Here is an 18,960-nt window from a genome sequence, read left to right on the forward strand (position 1 = left end):
CGGCGTCCGCGAAGACCCTCACTCGGAGATCGGCGCCGCCCCGGGTTCGGCCGTCACCGCGGTGGGCTCGACGGAAGTGGCCTGGGCCTCCACCACCGCCGCGGCGGTGACGTTGACGATGCCGCGCGCCGTCACCGAGGGCGACAGGATGTGGGCGGGTTTCGCCGGGCCGATCAGCAGGGGGCCCACGGGGAGGGCGTCGGCGAGGACCTTCGAGAACTGGAAGGCGATGTTGGCCGCGTCGAGATTGGGGAAGATCAGCACGTTGGCGGCACCCTTGAGGGGCGAGCCCGGCAGCACCCGGTCGCGGATCAGCTCGGAGAGCGCGGTGTCGGCCTGCATCTCGCCGTCCACCTGAAGGTTCGGGGCGCGTCCCCGGATCAGGCCCAGGGCCGTGCGCATCTTCATGGCCGAGCGGGAATCGGACTGCCCGAAATCCGAATGGCTCAGCAGCGCGATCTTCGGGGTGAGGCCGAAGCGCGAGACGTGGCCGGCGCAGGCCACCGCCACGTCGGCGATCTCCTCGGCGCTCGGGTCGGGCCGGACATGGGTGTCGGCGAGGAAGTAGGCGCCCTGCTTGGTGACGATGAGGCTCATGGCGGCGAAGTCGAGCACGCCCGGCGCGAGGCCGATCACGTCGCGGATCACCCGCAGGCGCGTCTCGAACCGGCCTTCGAGGCCGCAGATCAGCGCGTCCGCCTCGCCCCGGCGGACCGCGATGGCGCCGATTACCGTGTTGTTGGTGCGCACCAGCGTGCGGGCGGCATCCGGCGTGATGCCGCGCCGGCCGGCGGCTTCGAGATAGGTGGCGACGTAGTCGCGGTAGCGCGGATCGTCCTCGGGATCGATCAGGTCGAAATCCACGCCCTGCTTGAGCGAGAGGCCGAAGCGCTTGATCCGGGTCTCGATCACCCGCGGGCGTCCCACCAGGATGGGCCGCGCGACCTTGTCCTCGGCGATGGCCTGGGCGGCGCGCAGCACGCGCTCGTCCTCGCCCTCGGTGTAGATGACCCGTTTGGGGTTCTCCTTCGCCTTGGAGAAGATCGGCTTCATGATGAAGCCCGAGCGGTGGACGAAGCGGTCGAGGCTGTCGGAATAGACCTGGATGTTCTCCAGCGGCCGGCCGGCGACGCCCGAATCCATCGCCGCCTTGGCGACGGCCGGGGCGATGCGCAGGATCAGGCGCGGATCAAACGGGCTCGGGATCAGCGAGCGCGGGCCGAAGGGCCGGGCCTCGCCGCCATAGGCGCGGGCGACCACGTCGGACGGCGTCTCGCGGGCGAGCGCGGCGATGGCCTTCACGGCGGCCTGCTTCATCTCCTCGTTGATCGAGGTGGCACCGACGTCGAGCGCCCCGCGGAAGATGTAGGGGAAGCACAGGACGTTGTTGACCTGGTTCGGGAAGTCGGACCGCCCGGTGCAGATCATCGCGTCGGGGCGCTTCTCCTGCGCGAGATCCGGCATGATCTCGGGATAGGGGTTGGCCAGCGCCATGATCAGCGGCTTCTCGGCCATCTTCTCGAGGTATTCGGGCTTCAGCACGCCGCCCGCCGAGAGGCCGATGAACACGTCGGCACCGGGAATGACCTCGGCCAGGGTCCGGGCCTCGGTTTCCTTCGCGTAGATGTCCTTCCAGCGGTCCATCAATTCGGTGCGGCCCTTGAAGACCACGCCCTTGATGTCGGTGACCGTGATGTTCTCGACGCGGGCGCCCAGCGACACCAGCAGGTTGAGGCAGGCCAGCGCCGCGGCACCGGCGCCGGAGGTGACGATGCGGACGTCGGAGAGCTGCTTGCCGGCGAGTTCGAGGCCGTTGAGGACGGCCGCCGCGACGATGATCGCCGTGCCGTGCTGGTCGTCGTGGAAGACCGGGATGTTCATCCGCGCCCGGCACTGCTCCTCGACCTCGAAACACTCGGGTGCCTTGATGTCCTCGAGGTTGATGCCGCCGAAGGTCGGCTCCAGGGAGCAGACCACGTCCACCAGCTTGGACACGTCGTTCTGGTCGACCTCGATGTCGAACACGTCGATTCCGGCGAACTTCTTGAACAGGACGGCCTTGCCCTCCATCACCGGCTTCGAGGCCAGCGGGCCGATATTGCCGAGGCCGAGCACGGCGGTGCCGTTGGTGAGCACGGCGACGAGGTTCTGGCGGATGGTGAGGTTGGCGGCTTCCTGCGGATCCTCGTAGATCGCCATGCAGGCGGCGGCGACGCCGGGGGAATAGGCCAGGGCCAGGTCGCGCTGGTTGCCCAGGGGCTTCGTCGCCTGGATCTCGAGCTTTCCGGGCCGGGGCAGGCGGTGGTAGACGAGGGCCCCGGACTTGAGATCGTCGGACATGTTGTCGCCCATGAGCCTCACTCCCTCGATGGCGGGCCTTTTCGGCTCCGCCGGACTCTCCCGCCGGACGTCGGGATGCGTTGGTTGACGTCCCTGTTGCACCGCCTGCGGAGTGGGCGCAACCCGCACAACGAGACCCGCCTCCATCTCGCGAAACTGGTGAAAACCTACGGGTTCTCCATCGGAGCCTACTCCTATGGCCGCCCGAAAGTCCGCTTCCCGGAAGCTGGGCGGCACCTTACGATCGGCCGGTATTGTTCCATCGCCGACAAGGTCGAGATCCTCCTCGGCGGGGGACATCGCCTCGACTGGGCCACGACCTATCCGTTCGCGGCCATGGCGGGGCTGTGGCCGGGAGTGGACGCCTCGGCCGACCACCACGCCTCGCGCGGCGACGTGACCATCGGCAGCGACGTCTGGCTCGGTTCCGGCTGCCTGATCCTGTCCGGTGTCACCATCGGACACGGCGCCGTGGTGGGGGCCCATGCGGTGGTCTCCCGCCACGTGCCGCCCTACGCCGTCGTCGCCGGAAACCCCGCGCGGGTGATCCGGTCCCGCTTCGCTCCGGAGCTCGTCGCGGACCTGATCGAGACCGCGTGGTGGGACCTCGACCCCGCCGCGATCCGCCCCCTGGTGCCGCTCCTCCAGAGCGAGCGCGTCGCCGAGCTGGTCGCGGCCGTGCGAGCGGCCAGGGCTGTCGGCGCTGTTGGCGGCGTTGCGGGCGGAGCCTGAATCCCTTACCCGGTCAGCTTGGCTTCCCGACAGACGATCGATCGACCTCAACGCTATCGATCGACCCCAAGGCAAAGACGATGTCCGACACGCCCCCCGACCGCCTCGCGGTGAACCCCAACAGCCCGTTCTACAACGAGGCCATCCTGGAACGCGGCATCGGCATCCGCTTCAAGGGCGTCGAGAAGACCAATGTCGAGGAATATTGCGTGAGCGAGGGCTGGGTCCGCCTCTCGGCCGGCAAGACCCTCGACCGCGCCGGCAACCCGATGACGGTGAAGCTGAAGGGCCCGGTGGAGCCGTATTTTCGCGACGATGCCAGCGAAGGCTGACACGCGTCAGCCCGGCGCCGTCTCCAGCGGGAACGGCGTCGGTTCCCAATAGGGCTCGATCTTCGTGCCGCGGATGTTGTCGGCCTCCCAGCCGTGCAGGATCTCGGCGAGGGCGGCGCGGTCGTTGGCGAAGAGCGGCTCGGCGACGGCCAGGACCTTTCGGCGGCGCTTCTGGAACCAGGGATCGTCCGGATAGCGGTTCTCGCGAATCTCGGGCTCCAGCGACTCGCAGAGAATGCGCGCCTCGTCGAGGTCGCCGAGCGCGATGTCGACGATCATCCGGTTCTCCGGCCATTGGTCCCTCCGGTAGAAGGGATTGTCCGCGTAGAGGGCCTGGAAGGCCTGTAGCGAATCGATGGCGCGAAGCCGGGGCAGGGCCTCGGTCTCGATGGCCGAGATCAGCGCCGCGACGATCGTCGGGTCGGACCAGATCCAGTGTGGCACGGGGGCCGATTCAGGGGGCATCAGGTAGCCCGCCTGGCCGATGCTCACCGTCAGATCGACGCCGGGAATGAAGGTCTTCACCATCGTCCATTGCGGCGTGCACATGTCCTTGTGGGAGCTCCGCTCGATCAGGACCCGCAGGGCCACATGCCGAACCGGACGAAGCCACAGATAGCCTGCGCCGAGATGCACGAGGTCGTCGTGCCGCTCCATCAGCGGCTTGAAGACCTGCCTGATCTGCTTGGCGTTGGTCATCGGGACGGCCTTACCTCAGTCACGATGTACGCTGCGTGCCGGGAAAATTTCGCGCAACCATTGCCGCGATGCTCGCCGCACGCAGAGCCGTGAAGCCGCTCTCGCCCGTCTTGTGATCGTGGACGCAGACCGTCGAAGGCACGCTGCGTTCGAGCGCATCGAGACGCAGTGAGAACTTCGTGCCGTAGGGAACGGGTTCTTCCGCGCCGTAAATATATGAGACCTCCGGGACGAGGTTCTGATCGTGGAGCGCGCGGATCTTTCCGGCCGCGATGGCGTGCACCCGGTTGCCGAAATCCTGCGCGTCCATGAAGTCGCCGGTGCCACGTGCCTGGGCGACGGACTCATCGAGGATCTCCTGAACCTCGCCACGACGCGGACAGGCGGCGTCCAGTTCTTGTTGGTCGACCCGGCCTACCCACATCGCAGGATAGTTCGGATCCGGCCCTGGCTCGTATGCGCTAGCCGGCGCATCGAAAATCGCCTTTCCATCTCGGCTCTTCCGCAGCGCGAAGACCGAGAGCAAGGCCAATGCCGCCTCAACCGCTGCCTTGTGTCGTGAGGGGGATGGGCGCGAGGCTCTTGCGTTCTGAGCGAAGGCCTCTGGCACCGCCCGTCCATCGACCATGGTGCTGCGCGACAGGATTTCTCCCGTCTCACCATCGCGGATGGTCTGGGTTCGCCCTTCCATCTCGAAGACGGTTCGCGTTCCGTCCGGCGCGATGACGGTGTGCTGCTCGTCCCAGCCCTGAGAGGGATGGCTGCGGATGCGAAGGGAGAGGACGCGCGAGCCGTCCTCGGTGATGGTCTCTTCGCTGTCCGGCGATGTATCCGAACCGAGAGAGCCCGTCGTTTCGGGATCCGCTGATCCATCGTCGCCCAAGGCTCCTGAAGTCCAGCGTCCGCCGCCGGACTGGCCTGCCGGCTCGCGGGGCTGATCGGGGCTATATTTGCGGGCAAGGACGCGCTCGACGCGGACCAGTTCGACCTCGACGGCGATGCCGGCTAAGTCCGAGCGGATCGCTGCGGACTCATGCTCATAGGTTGCGAGCCGCGACATGGAGAATGCCCCGTAAGATGATGCCTACGGACGCATTTTTAGCAATAAAGGCAGATAATAGCAATTAAAACCTAGTGCGCTGAGCGCTTCCGAACGGAGGCGCCCTCGAGACACCCCTCACCCCTCCCGCTTCCGGCACTCCCCCGCGAAATTCCGCAGGGCCTCCGCCACCATGGCATCGACCTGGGCCGCCGTCTTCGGCTGGCGGAGGACGAGGCTCGTCACCGAATCCGGGTGGTTGGCCCGCTGCTTGGGCGTCCGCGCGTGGTTCGAGACCCGCAGGGCGAAGGCGCCGCCCTCCGGCTTGAGATAGACGCTGTCGCCGCGGGTGTTGCGGGCGACGATGGCGAAGCCCTGGGCCGCGATGCCGGCCACGGCCCGCGCCAGGGCGTCCTTCGGGCCGAGCAGGCTCATGCCAGCCCTTCCCGGGCGAGGGCCGTGCGGCCGCGCAGGGCGGCGAGGGCGCCCGCCGCCGAGCCGGCATAGCGCTCGATCAGCGGGCGGCGGAAGCTCAGGGATGCCAGCGCCGCCTTCGGGGCGTTGACCGCGAGCATGGTCGGGCTAGGGTCCGGCAGCCCGTATTTGCGCGCGACGTAGGCCCGCGACCAGGCCTGATGCCAGCGGGTGCGGAACACCCGGCCGGGCTCCGGCTTCGACGAGCGCCCGCGCCCGTGCACCGCCACCGCCCCATGGACATGGACCAGCGAGCGGCCGGAATCGGCGATCCGGCGGCACAGGTCGTCGTCCTCGTAGAACAGGAAGATGTTCGGATCGAACCCGCCGAGATCGAGGAACAGGTCGCGCCGCATCATCAGGCAGGCGCCCGAGAGGAAGGGCGCGCAGGCATCGCCCTCGGGCAGGGCGCGGTTGCCGGGCGGGTTGGTGAGATAGGGCGCGAGCAGCGAGCGCGACTGGTAGAAGAAGCGCCCGTCCGGCTCCATCAGGCGCGGCGCCAGCAGGCCGGCCTCGGGATAGGCGGCGGCCGCGCGCAGCAGGGCATCGACGGCGCCCGGCTGCAGGACGATGTCGGGGTTGAGGATCAGAACGCGCTCGGCCCGCTCCGCGGCGCGGATTCCGATGGTGTTGGCCCGGCCGTAGCCCTCGTTGCGGGCATTGCGCACCACCCTGGCGCCGGCCGCTAAGGCGACGCTCGCGGATGCGTCGCGGCTGGCATTGTCCACGACGACGGCCGGCACGTGCTCCGCAGCGAGCGCCGAAAGGCAGGCCGGCAGCGCATGGGCGCTGTCATGGCTGACGACGACGGCGACGAGGGAGGGCAAGACGGGACTTTCCGTTCTGACGCAGCGGGATCGCACCTCAACCCGATGGGCGCAGGGCCTCGATCACAGCGGCCGGGTTGCGGCCGATGACGGTGAGATAGGCACGGGCCGCCGCGTCCGGATCCTTGCGGCCTTGTTCCCAGTCCCTCAAGGTCCCGAGAGGGATGGCGAAGCGGGACGCGAATTCTTCCTGCGAGAGCCCGAGGGCTCGCCGGATCACCCGGGTCTGCGGCGAGCGCCGCATGAGCGGCATTGTCTCCGCCATCAGGGGGTGGGCATCGGGATCCGCGAGCGCTGCCGCGTGCCGCTCCGTCCCGCCCATCGCATCGAAGCGGCTCCAACCATCGGGAAGGCCAGCCTCAGTCGCCATCCTATTCATGAACCTACGACTCCCCTGAAGGTCGTCGACGAGTCGCCGACATGTGTCGAGTCGCCGAATTGAGGTCGACGAGAGAGGCCGAGCGTCATCCAGTTCCTAGTCCGTCTTTCCGGGGCTGCGTAGCAGAGCCCGGAATCCAGAGACGCAGTATGAATTCGAGCTTACACAACCTGTGCTTCTGGATTCCGGGCTCGCATTCGGCGCCCCGGAAAGACGGATCGCCTTTCTATGGCTCGTCGCGAGCGTGGATATCACGTGATCGCGTCGACCCACGCTCGAACTCCGCCGTCGTCACCCCTGCTTTTCCGGCAGGTTCAACCGGATGTGGAGTTCGCGCAGCTGCTTCGGCGTCGCCTCGGCCGGCGCCCCCATCATCAGGTCCTCGGCGCGCTGGTTCATCGGGAACAGCACCACCTCGCGCAGGTTCTGCTCGCCGCAGAGCAGCATGACGATGCGGTCGATTCCCGGCGCGATGCCGCCGTGCGGCGGGGCGCCGAGCTTCAGCGCGTTGAGCATGCCGCCGAACTTCTCCTCCAGCACCTCCTGGCCGTAGCCGGCCAGGCCGAAGGCCTTCTCCATCACCTCGGGGCGATGGTTCCGGATCGCGCCGGACGAAAGCTCGGTGCCGTTGCAGACGATGTCGTACTGGAACGCCTTGATGCCGAGGATCTTCTCGGATTCGCTCGGATCGAGGGCGAGGAAGTCCTCGCGGTCGAAATTCGGCATCGAGAACGGGTTGTGGGAGAAGTCGATCCGCTTCTCGTCCTCGTTCCACTCGTACATCGGGAAGTCGGTGATCCAGCAGAACGCGTACTGGTCCTTGTCCGACAGGTTCAGCTCGTCGCCGATGCGGATGCGGGCCTTGCCGGCGAGCGCCGCCGCCTTGGCCTCGGTGCCGGCGGAGAAGAACACCGCGTCGCCGGCCTTCGTGCCGGTCTTGGCGGCGATCAGAGCCTGGACTTCCGCCGGGATGAACTTGGCGATCGGCCCCTTGCCGGTGAGTACCCCGTCGACATCCTCGAAGACGATGTAGCCGAGGCCCGGTGCACCCTCGGCGCGGGCGAAGTCGTTGAGCTTGTCGAAGAACGAGCGCGATTGCGTGGCGGCCCCCGTCGCCGGGATGGCGCGGACCACGCCGCCGGACTTGATCACGCCCTTGAACGCCTTGAACTCGACGTCGTCGCGGGCGAATTCCTCCGTCACGTCGGCGATGACGAGCGGGTTGCGCAGGTCCGGCTTGTCGACGCCGTATTTCAGCATCGCCTCGGCATAGGGGATGCGCGGGAACTCCCCCGTGACGCGCTTGTCGCCCGCGAATTCGAGGAAGACGTCGCGCAGGACCGGCTCCACCGACTGGAACACGTCTTCCTGCGTGACGAAGCTCATCTCGATGTCGAGCTGGTAGAACTCGCCGGGGCTGCGGTCCGCGCGGGCATCCTCGTCGCGAAAACACGGCGCGATCTGGAAGTAGCGGTCGAAGCCGGCGATCATCGTCAGCTGCTTGAACTGCTGGGGCGCCTGCGGCAGCGCGTAGAACTTGCCGGGATGGACGCGGGACGGCACGAGGTAGTCGCGCGCGCCTTCGGGAGACGAGGCGGTGAGGATCGGCGTCTGGAACTCGAAGAACCCGCCCTCGCGCATGCGGCGGCGGAGCGAATCGATGATCGCGCCGCGCTTCATGATGTTGGCGTGCAGCTTGTCGCGGCGCAGATCGAGGAAGCGGTACTTGAGCCGCGTCTCCTCCGGGTAATCCTGGTCGCCGAAGACCGGCACCGGCAATTCGCCCGCGGGGCCGAGCACTTCGATGTCGTCGATATAGACCTCGACCATGCCGGTGGGCAGGTCGGCATTCTCGGTGCCGGCGGGCCGGGTGCGGACGCGGCCGTCGATGCGGATCACCCATTCCGAGCGGGCGAGGTCGGCGGTCTTGAACGCCTTCGAATCGGAATCGACCACGCATTGGGTGCGGCCGTAATGGTCGCGCAGGTCGATGAACAGCACGCCGCCATGGTCGCGGATGCGGTGGCACCAGCCGGAAAGGCGGACGGTCTCGCCGACGTCGGACGGGCGGAGCGCCCCGCAGGTATGGGTACGATAACGGTGCATGACGGGCTCGTGCGATTGAGCGGCGCACCATTCACGCGGGGGCTGGCAAGTCAAGGCGAGGCCTCCCGGGTGGAGCGATCCCCACATCGGTTCGCACCCGCGCCCTCGCCTCCGGTGTCAACCTCCGATATAGCCGATTTTCATGGACCTGATCGATACCACCGCGGCGCTCGCCGACGCCTGCACCCGTTTCGCCGCACATCCGTTCGTCACCGTCGACACGGAGTTCATGCGCGAGACGACCTATTACCCCAAGCTCTGCCTCATCCAGATGGCGGGGCCGGACGGATCGGGCGTGCTCGTCGACCCGCTCGCCCCCGAGATCGACCTCGCGCCGTTCTTCGCGCTGATGGCCGACGAGGGCGTGGTCAAGGTGTTCCACTCCGCCCGCCAGGACCTCGAGATCATCTGGCTGCTCGGCGGCCTGCTGCCGCACCCGTTCTTCGACACGCAGGTCGCCGCCATGGTCTGCGGCTACGGCGATTCGGTCTCCTACGAGCAGCTCGTCAACGACGTGGCGAAGGCCAAGATCGACAAGTCCTCGCGCTTCACCGACTGGTCGCGCCGCCCGCTCTCCGACGCCCAGTCGAGCTACGCGCTGTCGGACGTGACCCATCTGGTGACGATCTACGAGATCCTGGCCGGCAAGCTGCTCTCCACCGATCGCGGCGAGTGGCTCGACGAGGAGATGAGCGTCCTCACCTCGCCCGAGACCTACAAGGCCGATCCGGCCCAGGCCTGGCGCCGGCTGTCCGGCCGCATGCGCAAGCCGCGCGAGATCGCGGTGCTGATGGAGGTGGCGGCCTGGCGCGAGCGCGAGGCGCAGAGCCGCAACGTGCCGCGCGGGCGCATCCTCAAGGACGAGGCGGTGATCGACATCGCCACCTCCGCGCCCCGCGGCGTCGAGGCCCTGGGTCGCCTGCGCTCGATTCCCGCCGGGTTCGAGCGCTCGCGCACGGGGGGCGACATCCTCGCCGCCGTGGAGCGCGGCTTCGCCCGCGACCTGTCCGAGATCGCCCTGCCCGAGCGCAGCCGCGGCCGGGGCGGCAACGGCGCCGTGGTGGAACTGCTGAAGGTGCTGCTCAAGGCCGTCTGCGAGGCCGAGCGCGTGGCGCCCAAGATCGTCGCCACGATGGATGATCTCGAAGCCATCGCCGAGGACGACGAGGCCGACATCGCCGTCCTGCACGGCTGGCGCCGGACCCTGTTCGGCGAGAAGGCGCTCGCCCTCAAGGCCGGCCGCCTCGCCCTCTCCGCGGAGGGCGGGCGCGTGGTGGTGCGCGACCTGACCTGATCGCTTCGGCCGCCGCGCGAAGCTCCTGCCGCCGAGGACCGGACCGATGGAGCTGAAATGGCTCGAGGACTTCCTGAGTCTCGTCGAGACGCGCAGCTTCTCACGCTCGGCCGAGGCGCGTCACGTGACGCAGCCCGCCTTCAGCCGGCGCATCCAGTCCCTCGAACTCTGGCTCGGCTTCCGGCTCGTCGACCGCAGCACCTACCCGACCACCCTGACCGCCGAAGGGCAGCGTTTCCGCGAGACCGCGGAAGAGACCGTGTGCATGCTCCAGGAAAGCCGCCTCGACCTCGCGGCGGAGGGCGCACGGCGACGGAACGTCGCCATCGCCGCCCTGCACACCCTGTCGCTCACCTTCTTCCCGCGCTGGCTCCGGGAGATCGAGACCCGCACCGGTCCGATCGGGACCCGCCTCCTGCCCGACGATTTCCATGCCTGCCTGCAGGCCATCGTCGAGGGCGGCTACGACTTCCTCCTGACCTTCCACCATCCGAGCGTCGCGGTCCCGCTCGACCCTAACCTCTACCCGCACCGGGTGGTGGGAACCGATCGGCTGGTGGCGGTGCGCGCTCCGTCGCTGCCGGCGCCGAGTGCGGCCGCGCCGCTGCCGCTCCTCGGCTATGCCGAGGCCTCCTTCCTCGGCCGGCTGGCCTCCCTCGCACAGACCCAGGAGGGCGCCCCGCCGACAGGCCTCGCCCACAGGACCGAGACTCCCGTCAACGAGCATGCCCACATCAACGAGAATGCCCACATCAACGAGAATGCCCTGGCCGAGGCGCTCAAGTTCATGGCCCTCGAAGGTCACGGGCTCGCCTGGCTGCCCCACAGCCTCGTGATCCGCGAACTCGCCGAGGGAAGCCTCGTCCGCGAGGGACCCGACCTCGGCATGGAGATCCGGCTCTACCGCAACGGCGCGCGGATTCGTGCGGCCGTCGAGGCGGTGTGGGCGGCGGCCGGAGCCATCGCGGCCGAGGCTCATGCCGAATCCGCATGAGGCGTGCCGAGACGGCATTGGCCTCCGCCGCCACGTTCCGTCATGCCCGGTCCGGTTCGACGGGAGCGCGACATGCTGGGGATCTTGGGGGGAATGGGGCCGATGGCGACGGTGGATTTTCTGCGCCGCCTCGTCGAGTTGACACCCGCCCTGCGCGACCAGGACCACCTGCCCTGCATCGTCGCCCAGGCGACCGGCATACCCGACCGTACCCGCGCGATCCTGGGGGAGGGCTCCGATCCGCTTCCCGCCCTGGAGGCGGCGTTGCGGCAGCTCGAAGGGGCGGGCGCGACCTGCATCGCGATGCCCTGCAACACCGCCCACCACTGGCACGGCGCGCTCCAGGCCCGCACGACCCGCCCCATCCTCCACATCGTCGATGCGGTCGCCGATACCCTGATGCGAAGCCGGGCGGGCGATGCCCCGGTGGGGCTCCTGGCCAGCACGGGGACGGTGCAGGCCGGGCTCTATGTCGAGCGCCTGGCGCGGCGGGGGATCGCCTGCCGCGTGCCGGAGGACCAGGAGGCGGTGATGCGGGCGATTCGCCTCGTCAAGGCCGGCGCCCTCGCCGAAGCCGGAATCCTGCTGTCGGCGTCGGCCCGGAGCCTGCTCGCTTCCGGATGCGGGCAGGTGGTGCTGGCCTGCACCGAAATTCCCATCGCGCTCAGGGAATCCGACCCCGAGCTGCGTCTCCGCCTCGTCGACGCGACGGAGGCGCTGGCCGAGGCCTGCCTGCGCGCCTGTTCTCGACCGCTCGCAGCGGCGAGACTCGCCGCCTGACATCGCGCCGTGCGCGCGTCAGTTCGCCTTCGCGCTCACGTCCAGCCTGTCGAGCACGGCGCCCGGGGTCGGGGCCGCGCTGAATTCGAGCATGCCGATGCCGCCGGCATTCTTCGCCTTGGCGCTGACGACGAGGGTGCCGGGCTTCGTCACGAACTGCCCCATGGCCGCGCCGATGGCCTTGGCGCCGGCCGAATTGCCGAGGATGGCCGGCACGCCCAGGGTCGTCGCGGTGACGTATTCCTGCGTCAGCTCCTCGGGCTTGAGGCTCAGGCTCTTCGACTGGGACGCGATGAAGCGCTCGAACAGGCCGCCATTCTGGATCTTCAGGTCGAGGGTCTTGGCGGTCGCGCCCAGCATGGCGAAGGTCGAGACGCTGGGATCGGGGTCGAACACCGCCGGGCCGATGCCGCCCAGCGTGCCGTTGATCCTCACGCTGCCCATGTCCTTGCCCGACACCGACACCTCGCTGAACGCCAGTTCCTTGGACGCCTCGTTCCAGGCGGTGTCGGCCACCACGTCGAGGTCGAGGTCGCGGTAGCCGTAGAGGCCGAGCGAGCCGAGCCCCGGGATTCCGGCCACCGCCGAGGCGGGGAGGGTGAGGCCGGAGAGGTTCGCCCGGCCGGTGGTGGGCACGCCGTCACGCAACGGTCCGAAGGCGAGGGCGCCGTCGCGCAGGCCGATATGCAGGGGCGCGGTCGCGGCCGACGGTGCCAGCGGATCGCGCGGTGCCGCCGGCGGCCTGGTGCCGGGCTTGCCGCCGGCCGCCGGCTTGTCGTCCGGCGGCAGGTCGAGGCTCAGGTCCTTGAACGCCAGGGTGCCGAGCATCGGCGTCATCTGGCGCATGTCCTGTTCGGTGGGCTCCCCGGCCTGCGTCGAGAGCTTGCGCATGGCCGCGACCGTGGGGGCGAAGGAGAAGCCCGCGAAGGACAGCCGCGAGAGCTTGCCGGCGGTGTCCCCCGCGGTGAAGCCGAGATCCTCGAAGCTCAGGTTTCCCGAACTGAAGGCCATGCGTCCCATGGTCATCGCCATGGCCTCGCCGTCGCGGTTCTGGTCGATGGTGAGGCCGCTGGCCTGGAGCGAGCCGACGGAGAAGCCGTCCAGAAGATCGGCCAGGGTCCCCAGGATCCGCGCCCTGTCGGCGGGATCGGCTTGTTTGGGGTCCGTGCGCGCGATCGAATCGAGAGCGCCGGTCCAGGTCGCCGGGATCTGCCGGCCGCTGAGGTCGCTGCCCTCGAGGCGGGCGATCTTCACCACGGTGCCGTCGGCCTGCATCGCGACGTCGGCCGCCGTGAACGCACCGTAGATGCGCATCATCGGGCTCTTGGCGTCGCCGGCCTCGCCGTAGAGGCGCGCCATCGCGACGAGATCGACGTCCTTCATCTCCATGCGCCCGTAGCTGGCGCTGCGTGGCTTGTCGCCGCCGGCCTCCGCGGCCGTCGCTCCGGCGGCACTCGCCTGGGCGATGCGGCCGCCGCGCACGTCCCTGGCCGTGATGTCGCGATAGGTCGCGGTCTGAGCCCTGTCGCCGATCCGGGTCTCGGAGCGCAGTTCGGGGATGACGATGCTCGCCGCATCGAACTTGGCGAGGCGTGCGGCCAGCGGCTCCGGGCCGGCCTTGAGCAGGGCGAGGAGATCGTCCTTCGTCAGGCGCGTGCCGCTGACGACGATCTGCGGTGCGGTGAGGGTCGTGCCCCCGACCGTCATCGTCACGTTCTGGAGGGTGACGTCCTGGACCGCCGAGGCCGCTTCCTGCGCCCAAGCGGGCAGGGCGCCGATCGGACCGCCTCCCCCGAGGACGAGGAGGGCGCAGACCGAAAGGCCGGCCGCCCGCACGAGGAAGGGACGGCCTTGTGGGACGATCATGGGCTGATCCGGGTCGCTACGGAAAAAGGGGCCGCGTGCAACGGTGCCGCGCCGAACCGCATCCGTGCCGCTTTTTCCGCGGCGAGGCAATCGCGACGCCCGCCGCGAATGCCACCACGCGTGAAGCGGCGCCGTGACCGTTGCGGACGGGACTCAGAGCGAGAACGAGGTGCCGCAGCCGCAGGACGAGGTGACCTGCGGGTTCTCGATCTTGAAGGCCTGGCCGATCAGGTCGTTGGCGAAATCGATGGTCGAGCCGCTCATGTATTCGAGGGAGACGGGGTCCACCAGGACGGTGGCGCCGTCCCGCTCGATCACCACGTCGTCCTCGGCCCGCGCCCGCTCGATGTCGAAGGCGTAGGAGAAGCCGGAGCAGCCGCCGCCGTTCACGCTGATCCGCAGGGACGCGCCGGGCGGCTCCGTCCCCATGATCTCGTTGATGCGCTTGGCCGCGCGGGGAGTCAGGGTGATGTCGGCCATCGTGATGCTCGGGTCCGTCGATTGCCAGAAGCGCTGTGCATCGTCCTCGACGATGCGCTAGCCCGCACAAGATATGCGCCGTAGAGACGCGCTGCAACGCGGCGGGAGCATGGCGGCTCCGGAATGACAGGCAGGGTGTGACGTGCGGCACAGGGGCGAACGCTGGCGGGCGCGCTACGCCACCGATCCGGCGGCCACGCGCGGGCGGCTGATCCCGGAGGCGATCTCGCCGACCCGCAGCGATTTCCAGCGCGACCGCGACCGGATCATCCATTCGGCCGCCTTCCGCCGCCTCAAGCACAAGACCCAGGTCTTCGTCCACCACGAGGGCGACCATTACCGCACCCGGCTCACCCATACCCTCGAAGTCAGCCAGATCGCCCGGGCGCTGGCCCGCGCCCTCGGCCTCGACGAGGACCTCGCCGAGGCCTTGGCCCTCTCGCACGACCTCGGCCATACCTGTTTCGGCCATACCGGCGAGGATGCGCTCGACGCCCTGATGGCCGCTCACGGCGGGTTCGACCACAATGCCCAGGCTCTGCGGATCGTGACCCGGCTCGAGCGGCGCTATGCCGGTTTCGACGGGCTGAACCTCGCCTGGGAGACGCTGGAGGGCCTCGTCAAGCATAACGGGCCGCTCCTCACGAAGGAGGGCCATCCGACCCCGCGCTGGGCGGGACGGGGCATTCCCGCCGCCATCCTCGAATACGACGCGCAGAACGACCTCGACCTCGCCCGGTTCGCCGGGCCCGAGGCGCAGGCGGCGGCTTTGGCCGACGACATCGCCTATGACAGCCACGACCTCGACGACGGCCTGCGCGCCGGCCTGTTCGAACTCTCGGATCTCGACGGCGTCCCCTTCCTGCGGGACATCCTCGACGAGATCGACGCGCTGCACCCGAATTTGGAGGAATCGCGAAAGATCCACGAACTGGCGCGGCGCGTGATCACCCGCTTCGTCGAGGATGTGATCGCCGAGAGCACCCGGCGGATCGAGGCCCTGGCCCCGGAATCCGTCGCCGACATCCGCGCGGCGCCGGAGCCCGTCATCGCCTTCTCGCCGGCCCTGGAAGAGGCGGATGCCGCGACCAAGCGTTTCCTCTACGCCCGGATGTACCGCCATCCGAGCGTGCTGGCGGTGCGGGCGAAGGCGGACGTGATCGTGGCGGACCTGTTCGAGGCCTTCACCCGCGACCCCGCGACGATGCCGGAGGAATGGCGGGCCGGGCTCGACCGCGCGGAGGAGGGCCGTATCGCCCGCCGGGTCGCCGACTACATCGCCGGCATGACCGACACCTACGCGGTGCTCGCCCACAAGCGCCTGTTTCCGACGACGCCGGACCTGCACTGGAGCCCGGAGAGCCGGGGCCTGCCGCTCGCCGAGGAGTGAGGTCCCGCCTCCCCCTGCGGCGATCCCCCTCGACGGCACTTCACGAAAGCGATCGTTCCGTGGAGCGCGGCCGGCCAAGCTCGATTCTTGCGTGCGGGTTCTGCCTCGCCTCTGAGCTCGGCGTGTCGCGACGGATGGAATGGCTGCCTTGCGAAAGATCCCTCCCGGCGTCGGCCCCAAATTCCCGCAGGTGGTCGTGCTGTTCGGCGCCACCGGCGACCTTGCCCGGCGCAAGCTCCTGCCCGGCCTGTTCCATCTCGCCAATGCCGGGTTCATGCCCGGCTGCCGGATCGTCGGTGTCTCCCTCGACGATCTCGACGCCGAGGCGTTCCGGACCTTCGCGCGCGAGGCCCTCGACCAGTTCTCCATGCGCAGGCCCGACCCGGCCGACTGGGCGGTCTTCGCGGAGAGCCTGGATTATGTGCCGCTCGCTGGCGGTGCCGAGGCGGTGAGGGCGGCCGTCGCGCGGGCCGAGGCCTCCCTCGAGGGAGAATGCCGGCGCCTCCACTATCTCAGCGTACCGCCGAGCGCGGCGCTGTCGGCGGTGAGGCTGCTGGGCGAGGCCGGGCTCGTGCCGCGCTCGCGGATCGTGATGGAGAAGCCCTTCGGCACCGATCTCGACAGCGCGCGGGTGCTCAACGCCCGGCTGCACGAGGTCTTCGCCGAGGAGCAGATCTTCCGGATCGACCATTTCCTCGGCAAGGAACCGGCACAGAACATCCTCGCCTTCCGCTTCGCCAACGGGTTGTTCGAGCCGATCTGGAACCGCAACTTCATCGATCACGTGCAGATCGACGTGCCGGAGACCCTGGGGCTCGGCAAGCGCTCGGGCTTCTACGAGAGCACCGGCGCCTATCGCGACATGGTGGTGACCCACCTGTTCCAGATCCTCGCCTTCATGGCGATGGAGCCGCCCACCGCCCTGGAGCCGATGCCGATCGGCGAGGAGAAGAACAAGGTCTTCCGCTCGATGCTGCCCCTCGACCCCAGGCACGTGGTCCGCGGGCAGTATATCGGCTACCGCCAGGAGGAGGGGGTCGATCCGGAATCCGACACCGAGACCTTCATCGCCCTGAAATGCGGGATCGACAACTGGCGCTGGGCCGGGGTGCCGTTCTTCCTGCGCACCGGCAAGCGCCTGGCGGAGGGCCAGCGCATCATCTCCATCGCCTTCCGCGAGCCGCCCAAGAGCATGTTCCCGGTGGGCTCGGGCGTCGGCGCGCAGGGACCGGACCACCTCACCTTCGACCTCGCCGACGCCTCGAAGATGTCGCTGTCCTTCTACGGTAAGCGCCCCGGGCCGGGGATGCGCCTCGACAAGCTCTCGCTGCAATTCGCCATGCGCGATACCGGGCTCATCGGCGAGGTGCTGGAGGCCTACGAGCGCCTGATCCTCGACGCCATGCGCGGCGACCACACCCTCTTCACCACCGCCGAGGGGATCGAGCGCCTGTGGGAGGTCTCGACCCCGCTCCTCGAAGCGCCGCCGCCGGTGCGCTTCTACGCCCCCGATTCCTGGGGCCCGAAATCGATCCACCAGCTCGTCGCCCCCAACGCCTGGCGCCTGCCCTTCGAGCGGGTCTGGCGTGACCCGGACAAGGCGGGGAGTTGAGGGGGAAGGCTGAGGCTTGCGTCCGCGCCAGACACCTCACACGTCTTCACAACCGAAGGCCGTCCAGCTAACTCAAGGGTGTGCCGCGCGGGAGTGATCGGTGGATTGGCTGGCCAAACTACTCGACCTGGGCCTGGGGGGATTGCCGAGCGCGGCTTCCGCCTTGTGCCCGGCGCATCTGAAGCAGCGGGCGCTGGAGCGTCTCGGCGACCACAACCCGTTCAAGACCATCTCGGCGAACCATGACCTTACGCGCGCCACCCGGCTCGCCTGGATCGAGGCGGCGCAGGAGATCATGAAGGCGGCTCGGGCCGCGGTCGGCGAGAGGGAATGGCGGGCCGAGGCCGACGCCGTGGCGCGGTTCCACGGCCTGGTCGAGGACGCCCTGCTCGATGCGCGCGCCCTCGCCCTGGACAGGCGGAAAGACCCCGGCGCCTCCCCCATCGACCGGCATGTCCAGGCGGTCATGGACGGCGTTCCCGAGTTGGTCTCGCCCGGCCGGCATGAGGGACTCGGGCGCGCCGTCACCGGCGGCTTCGTCGAGGCGCTGGCGGCGCTGTCGGGCTGGCCCGAGCCCGAGATTCCCACGGTCTATGGGCGGATCGCCCTGTCCGGGCTGATGACCAAAGGCGACGGCCCGGCCCGCGCCTTCGGCGAGTTGGTGTTCGCCGCCTTCGCCGAGATCATCAAGAGCCCGAAGAAATATCCCGAGGCGCGCGAGGCGTTCTACATCGCCATGGAAAAGGTCGCGCGCGACATCGGGCAGGCGACCCTCGACGCGGTCCAGGGGCAGGACGCCAAGCTCGACGCCGTCATCGCCGGGCTCGACGGGCTGGAGGTGCTGCGCGCCGGGGCGCTGCGCTATCTCGACCTGCTGCCGCGGATCGCCGAGGACGCCGCCGCGGCGCGGCGGGCCGCCGAGGGCGTGAGCGCCCAGTTCGAGACGATCCAACGGCAACTGCATGCGCTCGCGATCGAGAAGGGCGTGCCGGAGGCGCCGTTGCAGGCTGTGCTGCGCAGGCTGGGCGAGACCGATGTGCCCGCCTCGGAGATCCCCGCCCGGCTCGACAAAGCGGCGGAGGAGATCCTCCGCCTGCGCGATGACCTCCTCCGCCTGACCAACGACAGGCCGGAATTCGCGGCGATCCGCGAGCGCGCCTTGGCTCTGATCGATGACGGCAGGCTCGACGAGGCGAGAAGCGCCCTGCGCGAGGGCCGCGAAGCCGCCCGCGCCCTGCGCGAGGAGATCGGCCGGTCGGAGGCGCGGTTCCTCTCCGACGAGGCCCGCATCGACAGGCTTCAGCTGAGTCACGCCGCCGCCTGCGACAAGCTCACGGAGGCCGCCCGTCTCGATCCCGGCGACGTTTGGATCGCCATCGATCTCGGCGACCTCTGGATCCTTCGAGGGTCGCTCGATCGCGCCCAAACCAGCTTTCACGGGGCGCTGAGAGCGGCCAAGTCCGGTGGAGACGAGCGCGACCTGTCCGTCTCGCATAGCAGGATCGGCGACGTCCTCCGCGCTCAGGGCGACCTGTCCGGCGCGCTCGCGAGCTTCACCGCCGGGCTTTCGATCGCCGAGGGTCTGTCGCGGTCCGATCCGGGCAACGCGGAATGGC

Annotated in this window: 16 protein-coding genes and 1 pseudogene; 8 read left to right on the forward strand and 9 right to left on the reverse strand. The window is 69.1% G+C overall.

What is annotated here, in order from left to right; all coding sequences use genetic code 11:
* Positions 1–18 precede the first annotated feature (18 nt).
* Positions 19–2,352 (reverse strand): NADP-dependent malic enzyme, encoded by a 2,334-nt coding sequence (locus tag ACFQ4G_RS15830; protein WP_379040559.1) that lies wholly within the window; start codon positions 2,350–2,352, stop codon positions 19–21.
* Between the two features lie 63 nt (positions 2,353–2,415).
* Between ACFQ4G_RS15830 and ACFQ4G_RS15835 the strand changes: the two genes are divergently transcribed.
* Positions 2,416–3,072 carry a CatB-related O-acetyltransferase gene (locus tag ACFQ4G_RS15835; protein WP_238204778.1) on the forward strand — a complete coding sequence of 219 codons (657 nt, stop codon included), beginning with the start codon at positions 2,416–2,418 and terminating at the stop codon, positions 3,070–3,072.
* A gap of 80 nt (positions 3,073–3,152) precedes the next feature.
* Positions 3,153–3,404 (forward strand): DUF3297 family protein, encoded by a 252-nt coding sequence (locus ACFQ4G_RS15840; RefSeq protein WP_238204780.1) that lies wholly within the window; start codon positions 3,153–3,155, stop codon positions 3,402–3,404.
* A gap of 6 nt (positions 3,405–3,410) precedes the next feature.
* Here ACFQ4G_RS15840 and ACFQ4G_RS15845 read toward each other — a convergent pair whose 3' ends face one another.
* From ACFQ4G_RS15845 to aspS, 6 genes are all read right to left on the reverse strand, one after another.
* Complete coding sequence (locus ACFQ4G_RS15845) at positions 3,411–4,103, reverse strand: hypothetical protein (RefSeq protein WP_238204782.1); 693 nt, start codon at positions 4,101–4,103, stop codon at positions 3,411–3,413.
* Between the two features lie 19 nt (positions 4,104–4,122).
* A complete protein-coding gene (locus ACFQ4G_RS15850; protein WP_238204784.1) occupies positions 4,123–5,163 on the reverse strand; it encodes a hypothetical protein in 1,041 nt (346 codons plus the stop codon).
* Positions 5,164–5,280: 117 nt separating this feature from the next.
* Complete coding sequence (locus ACFQ4G_RS15855; protein ID WP_238204786.1) at positions 5,281–5,577, reverse strand: hypothetical protein; 297 nt, start codon at positions 5,575–5,577, stop codon at positions 5,281–5,283.
* The gene (locus tag ACFQ4G_RS15860; protein WP_238204788.1) at positions 5,574–6,443 is read right to left on the reverse strand and encodes a glycosyltransferase family 2 protein; all 870 of its coding nucleotides are present in this window, start codon (positions 6,441–6,443) and stop codon (positions 5,574–5,576) included. Before ACFQ4G_RS15860 ends, ACFQ4G_RS15855 begins: the two co-directional genes overlap by 4 nt.
* Positions 6,444–6,480: 37 nt before the next feature.
* The gene (locus ACFQ4G_RS15865; RefSeq protein ID WP_238204789.1) at positions 6,481–6,813 is read right to left on the reverse strand and encodes a helix-turn-helix domain-containing protein; all 333 of its coding nucleotides are present in this window, start codon (positions 6,811–6,813) and stop codon (positions 6,481–6,483) included.
* A 300-nt stretch (positions 6,814–7,113) separates the two neighbouring features.
* Positions 7,114–8,928: an aspartate--tRNA ligase gene (aspS, locus tag ACFQ4G_RS15870; RefSeq protein ID WP_238204792.1), complete on the reverse strand. Its 1,815-nt coding sequence runs from the start codon at positions 8,926–8,928 to the stop codon at positions 7,114–7,116.
* 142 nt (positions 8,929–9,070) lie between these two features.
* On the opposite strand from aspS, the gene rnd reads away from it, so the two are divergent.
* The 3 genes from rnd to ACFQ4G_RS15885 all read left to right on the forward strand — a co-directional run bounded on the left by rnd (position 9,071) and on the right by ACFQ4G_RS15885 (position 11,996).
* Positions 9,071–10,222 (forward strand): ribonuclease D, encoded by a 1,152-nt coding sequence (gene rnd / locus ACFQ4G_RS15875; RefSeq protein ID WP_238204794.1) that lies wholly within the window; start codon positions 9,071–9,073, stop codon positions 10,220–10,222.
* Between the two features lie 46 nt (positions 10,223–10,268).
* Entirely contained in the window at positions 10,269–11,216 is a 948-nt protein-coding gene (locus ACFQ4G_RS15880) for a LysR family transcriptional regulator (protein ID WP_238204797.1), read from the forward strand.
* Positions 11,217–11,288: 72 nt separating this feature from the next.
* The gene (locus ACFQ4G_RS15885) at positions 11,289–11,996 is read left to right on the forward strand and encodes an aspartate/glutamate racemase family protein (RefSeq protein ID WP_238204799.1); all 708 of its coding nucleotides are present in this window, start codon (positions 11,289–11,291) and stop codon (positions 11,994–11,996) included.
* Positions 11,997–12,014: 18 nt separating this feature from the next.
* On the opposite strand, the gene ACFQ4G_RS15890 is transcribed toward ACFQ4G_RS15885, so the two are convergent.
* Both ACFQ4G_RS15890 and ACFQ4G_RS15895 read right to left on the reverse strand, forming a co-directional pair.
* On the reverse strand, positions 12,015–13,862 hold the full coding sequence (locus tag ACFQ4G_RS15890) for a hypothetical protein (RefSeq protein ID WP_238204801.1): 1,848 nt from the start codon (positions 13,860–13,862) through the stop codon (positions 12,015–12,017).
* A gap of 153 nt (positions 13,863–14,015) precedes the next feature.
* The gene (locus tag ACFQ4G_RS15895; RefSeq protein ID WP_238204802.1) at positions 14,016–14,342 is read right to left on the reverse strand and encodes a HesB/IscA family protein; all 327 of its coding nucleotides are present in this window, start codon (positions 14,340–14,342) and stop codon (positions 14,016–14,018) included.
* Positions 14,343–14,484: 142 nt separating this feature from the next.
* On the opposite strand from ACFQ4G_RS15895, the gene ACFQ4G_RS15900 reads away from it, so the two are divergent.
* The 3 genes and pseudogenes from ACFQ4G_RS15900 to ACFQ4G_RS15910 all read left to right on the forward strand — a co-directional run.
* Positions 14,485–15,732, forward strand: a complete 1,248-nt coding sequence (locus ACFQ4G_RS15900; RefSeq protein WP_238204804.1) for a deoxyguanosinetriphosphate triphosphohydrolase — start codon at positions 14,485–14,487, stop codon at positions 15,730–15,732.
* 139 nt (positions 15,733–15,871) lie between these two features.
* On the forward strand, positions 15,872–17,344 hold the full coding sequence (gene zwf, locus ACFQ4G_RS15905; RefSeq protein ID WP_238204806.1) for a glucose-6-phosphate dehydrogenase: 1,473 nt from the start codon (positions 15,872–15,874) through the stop codon (positions 17,342–17,344).
* Positions 17,345–17,444: 100 nt separating this feature from the next.
* Positions 17,445–18,960: pseudogene (locus ACFQ4G_RS15910) on the forward strand (hypothetical protein); the annotation flags it as partial.

The sequence above is a fragment of the Methylobacterium marchantiae genome (assembly GCF_042679825.1).
In the GTDB taxonomy this organism is placed as follows: domain Bacteria; phylum Pseudomonadota; class Alphaproteobacteria; order Rhizobiales; family Beijerinckiaceae; genus Methylobacterium; species Methylobacterium marchantiae.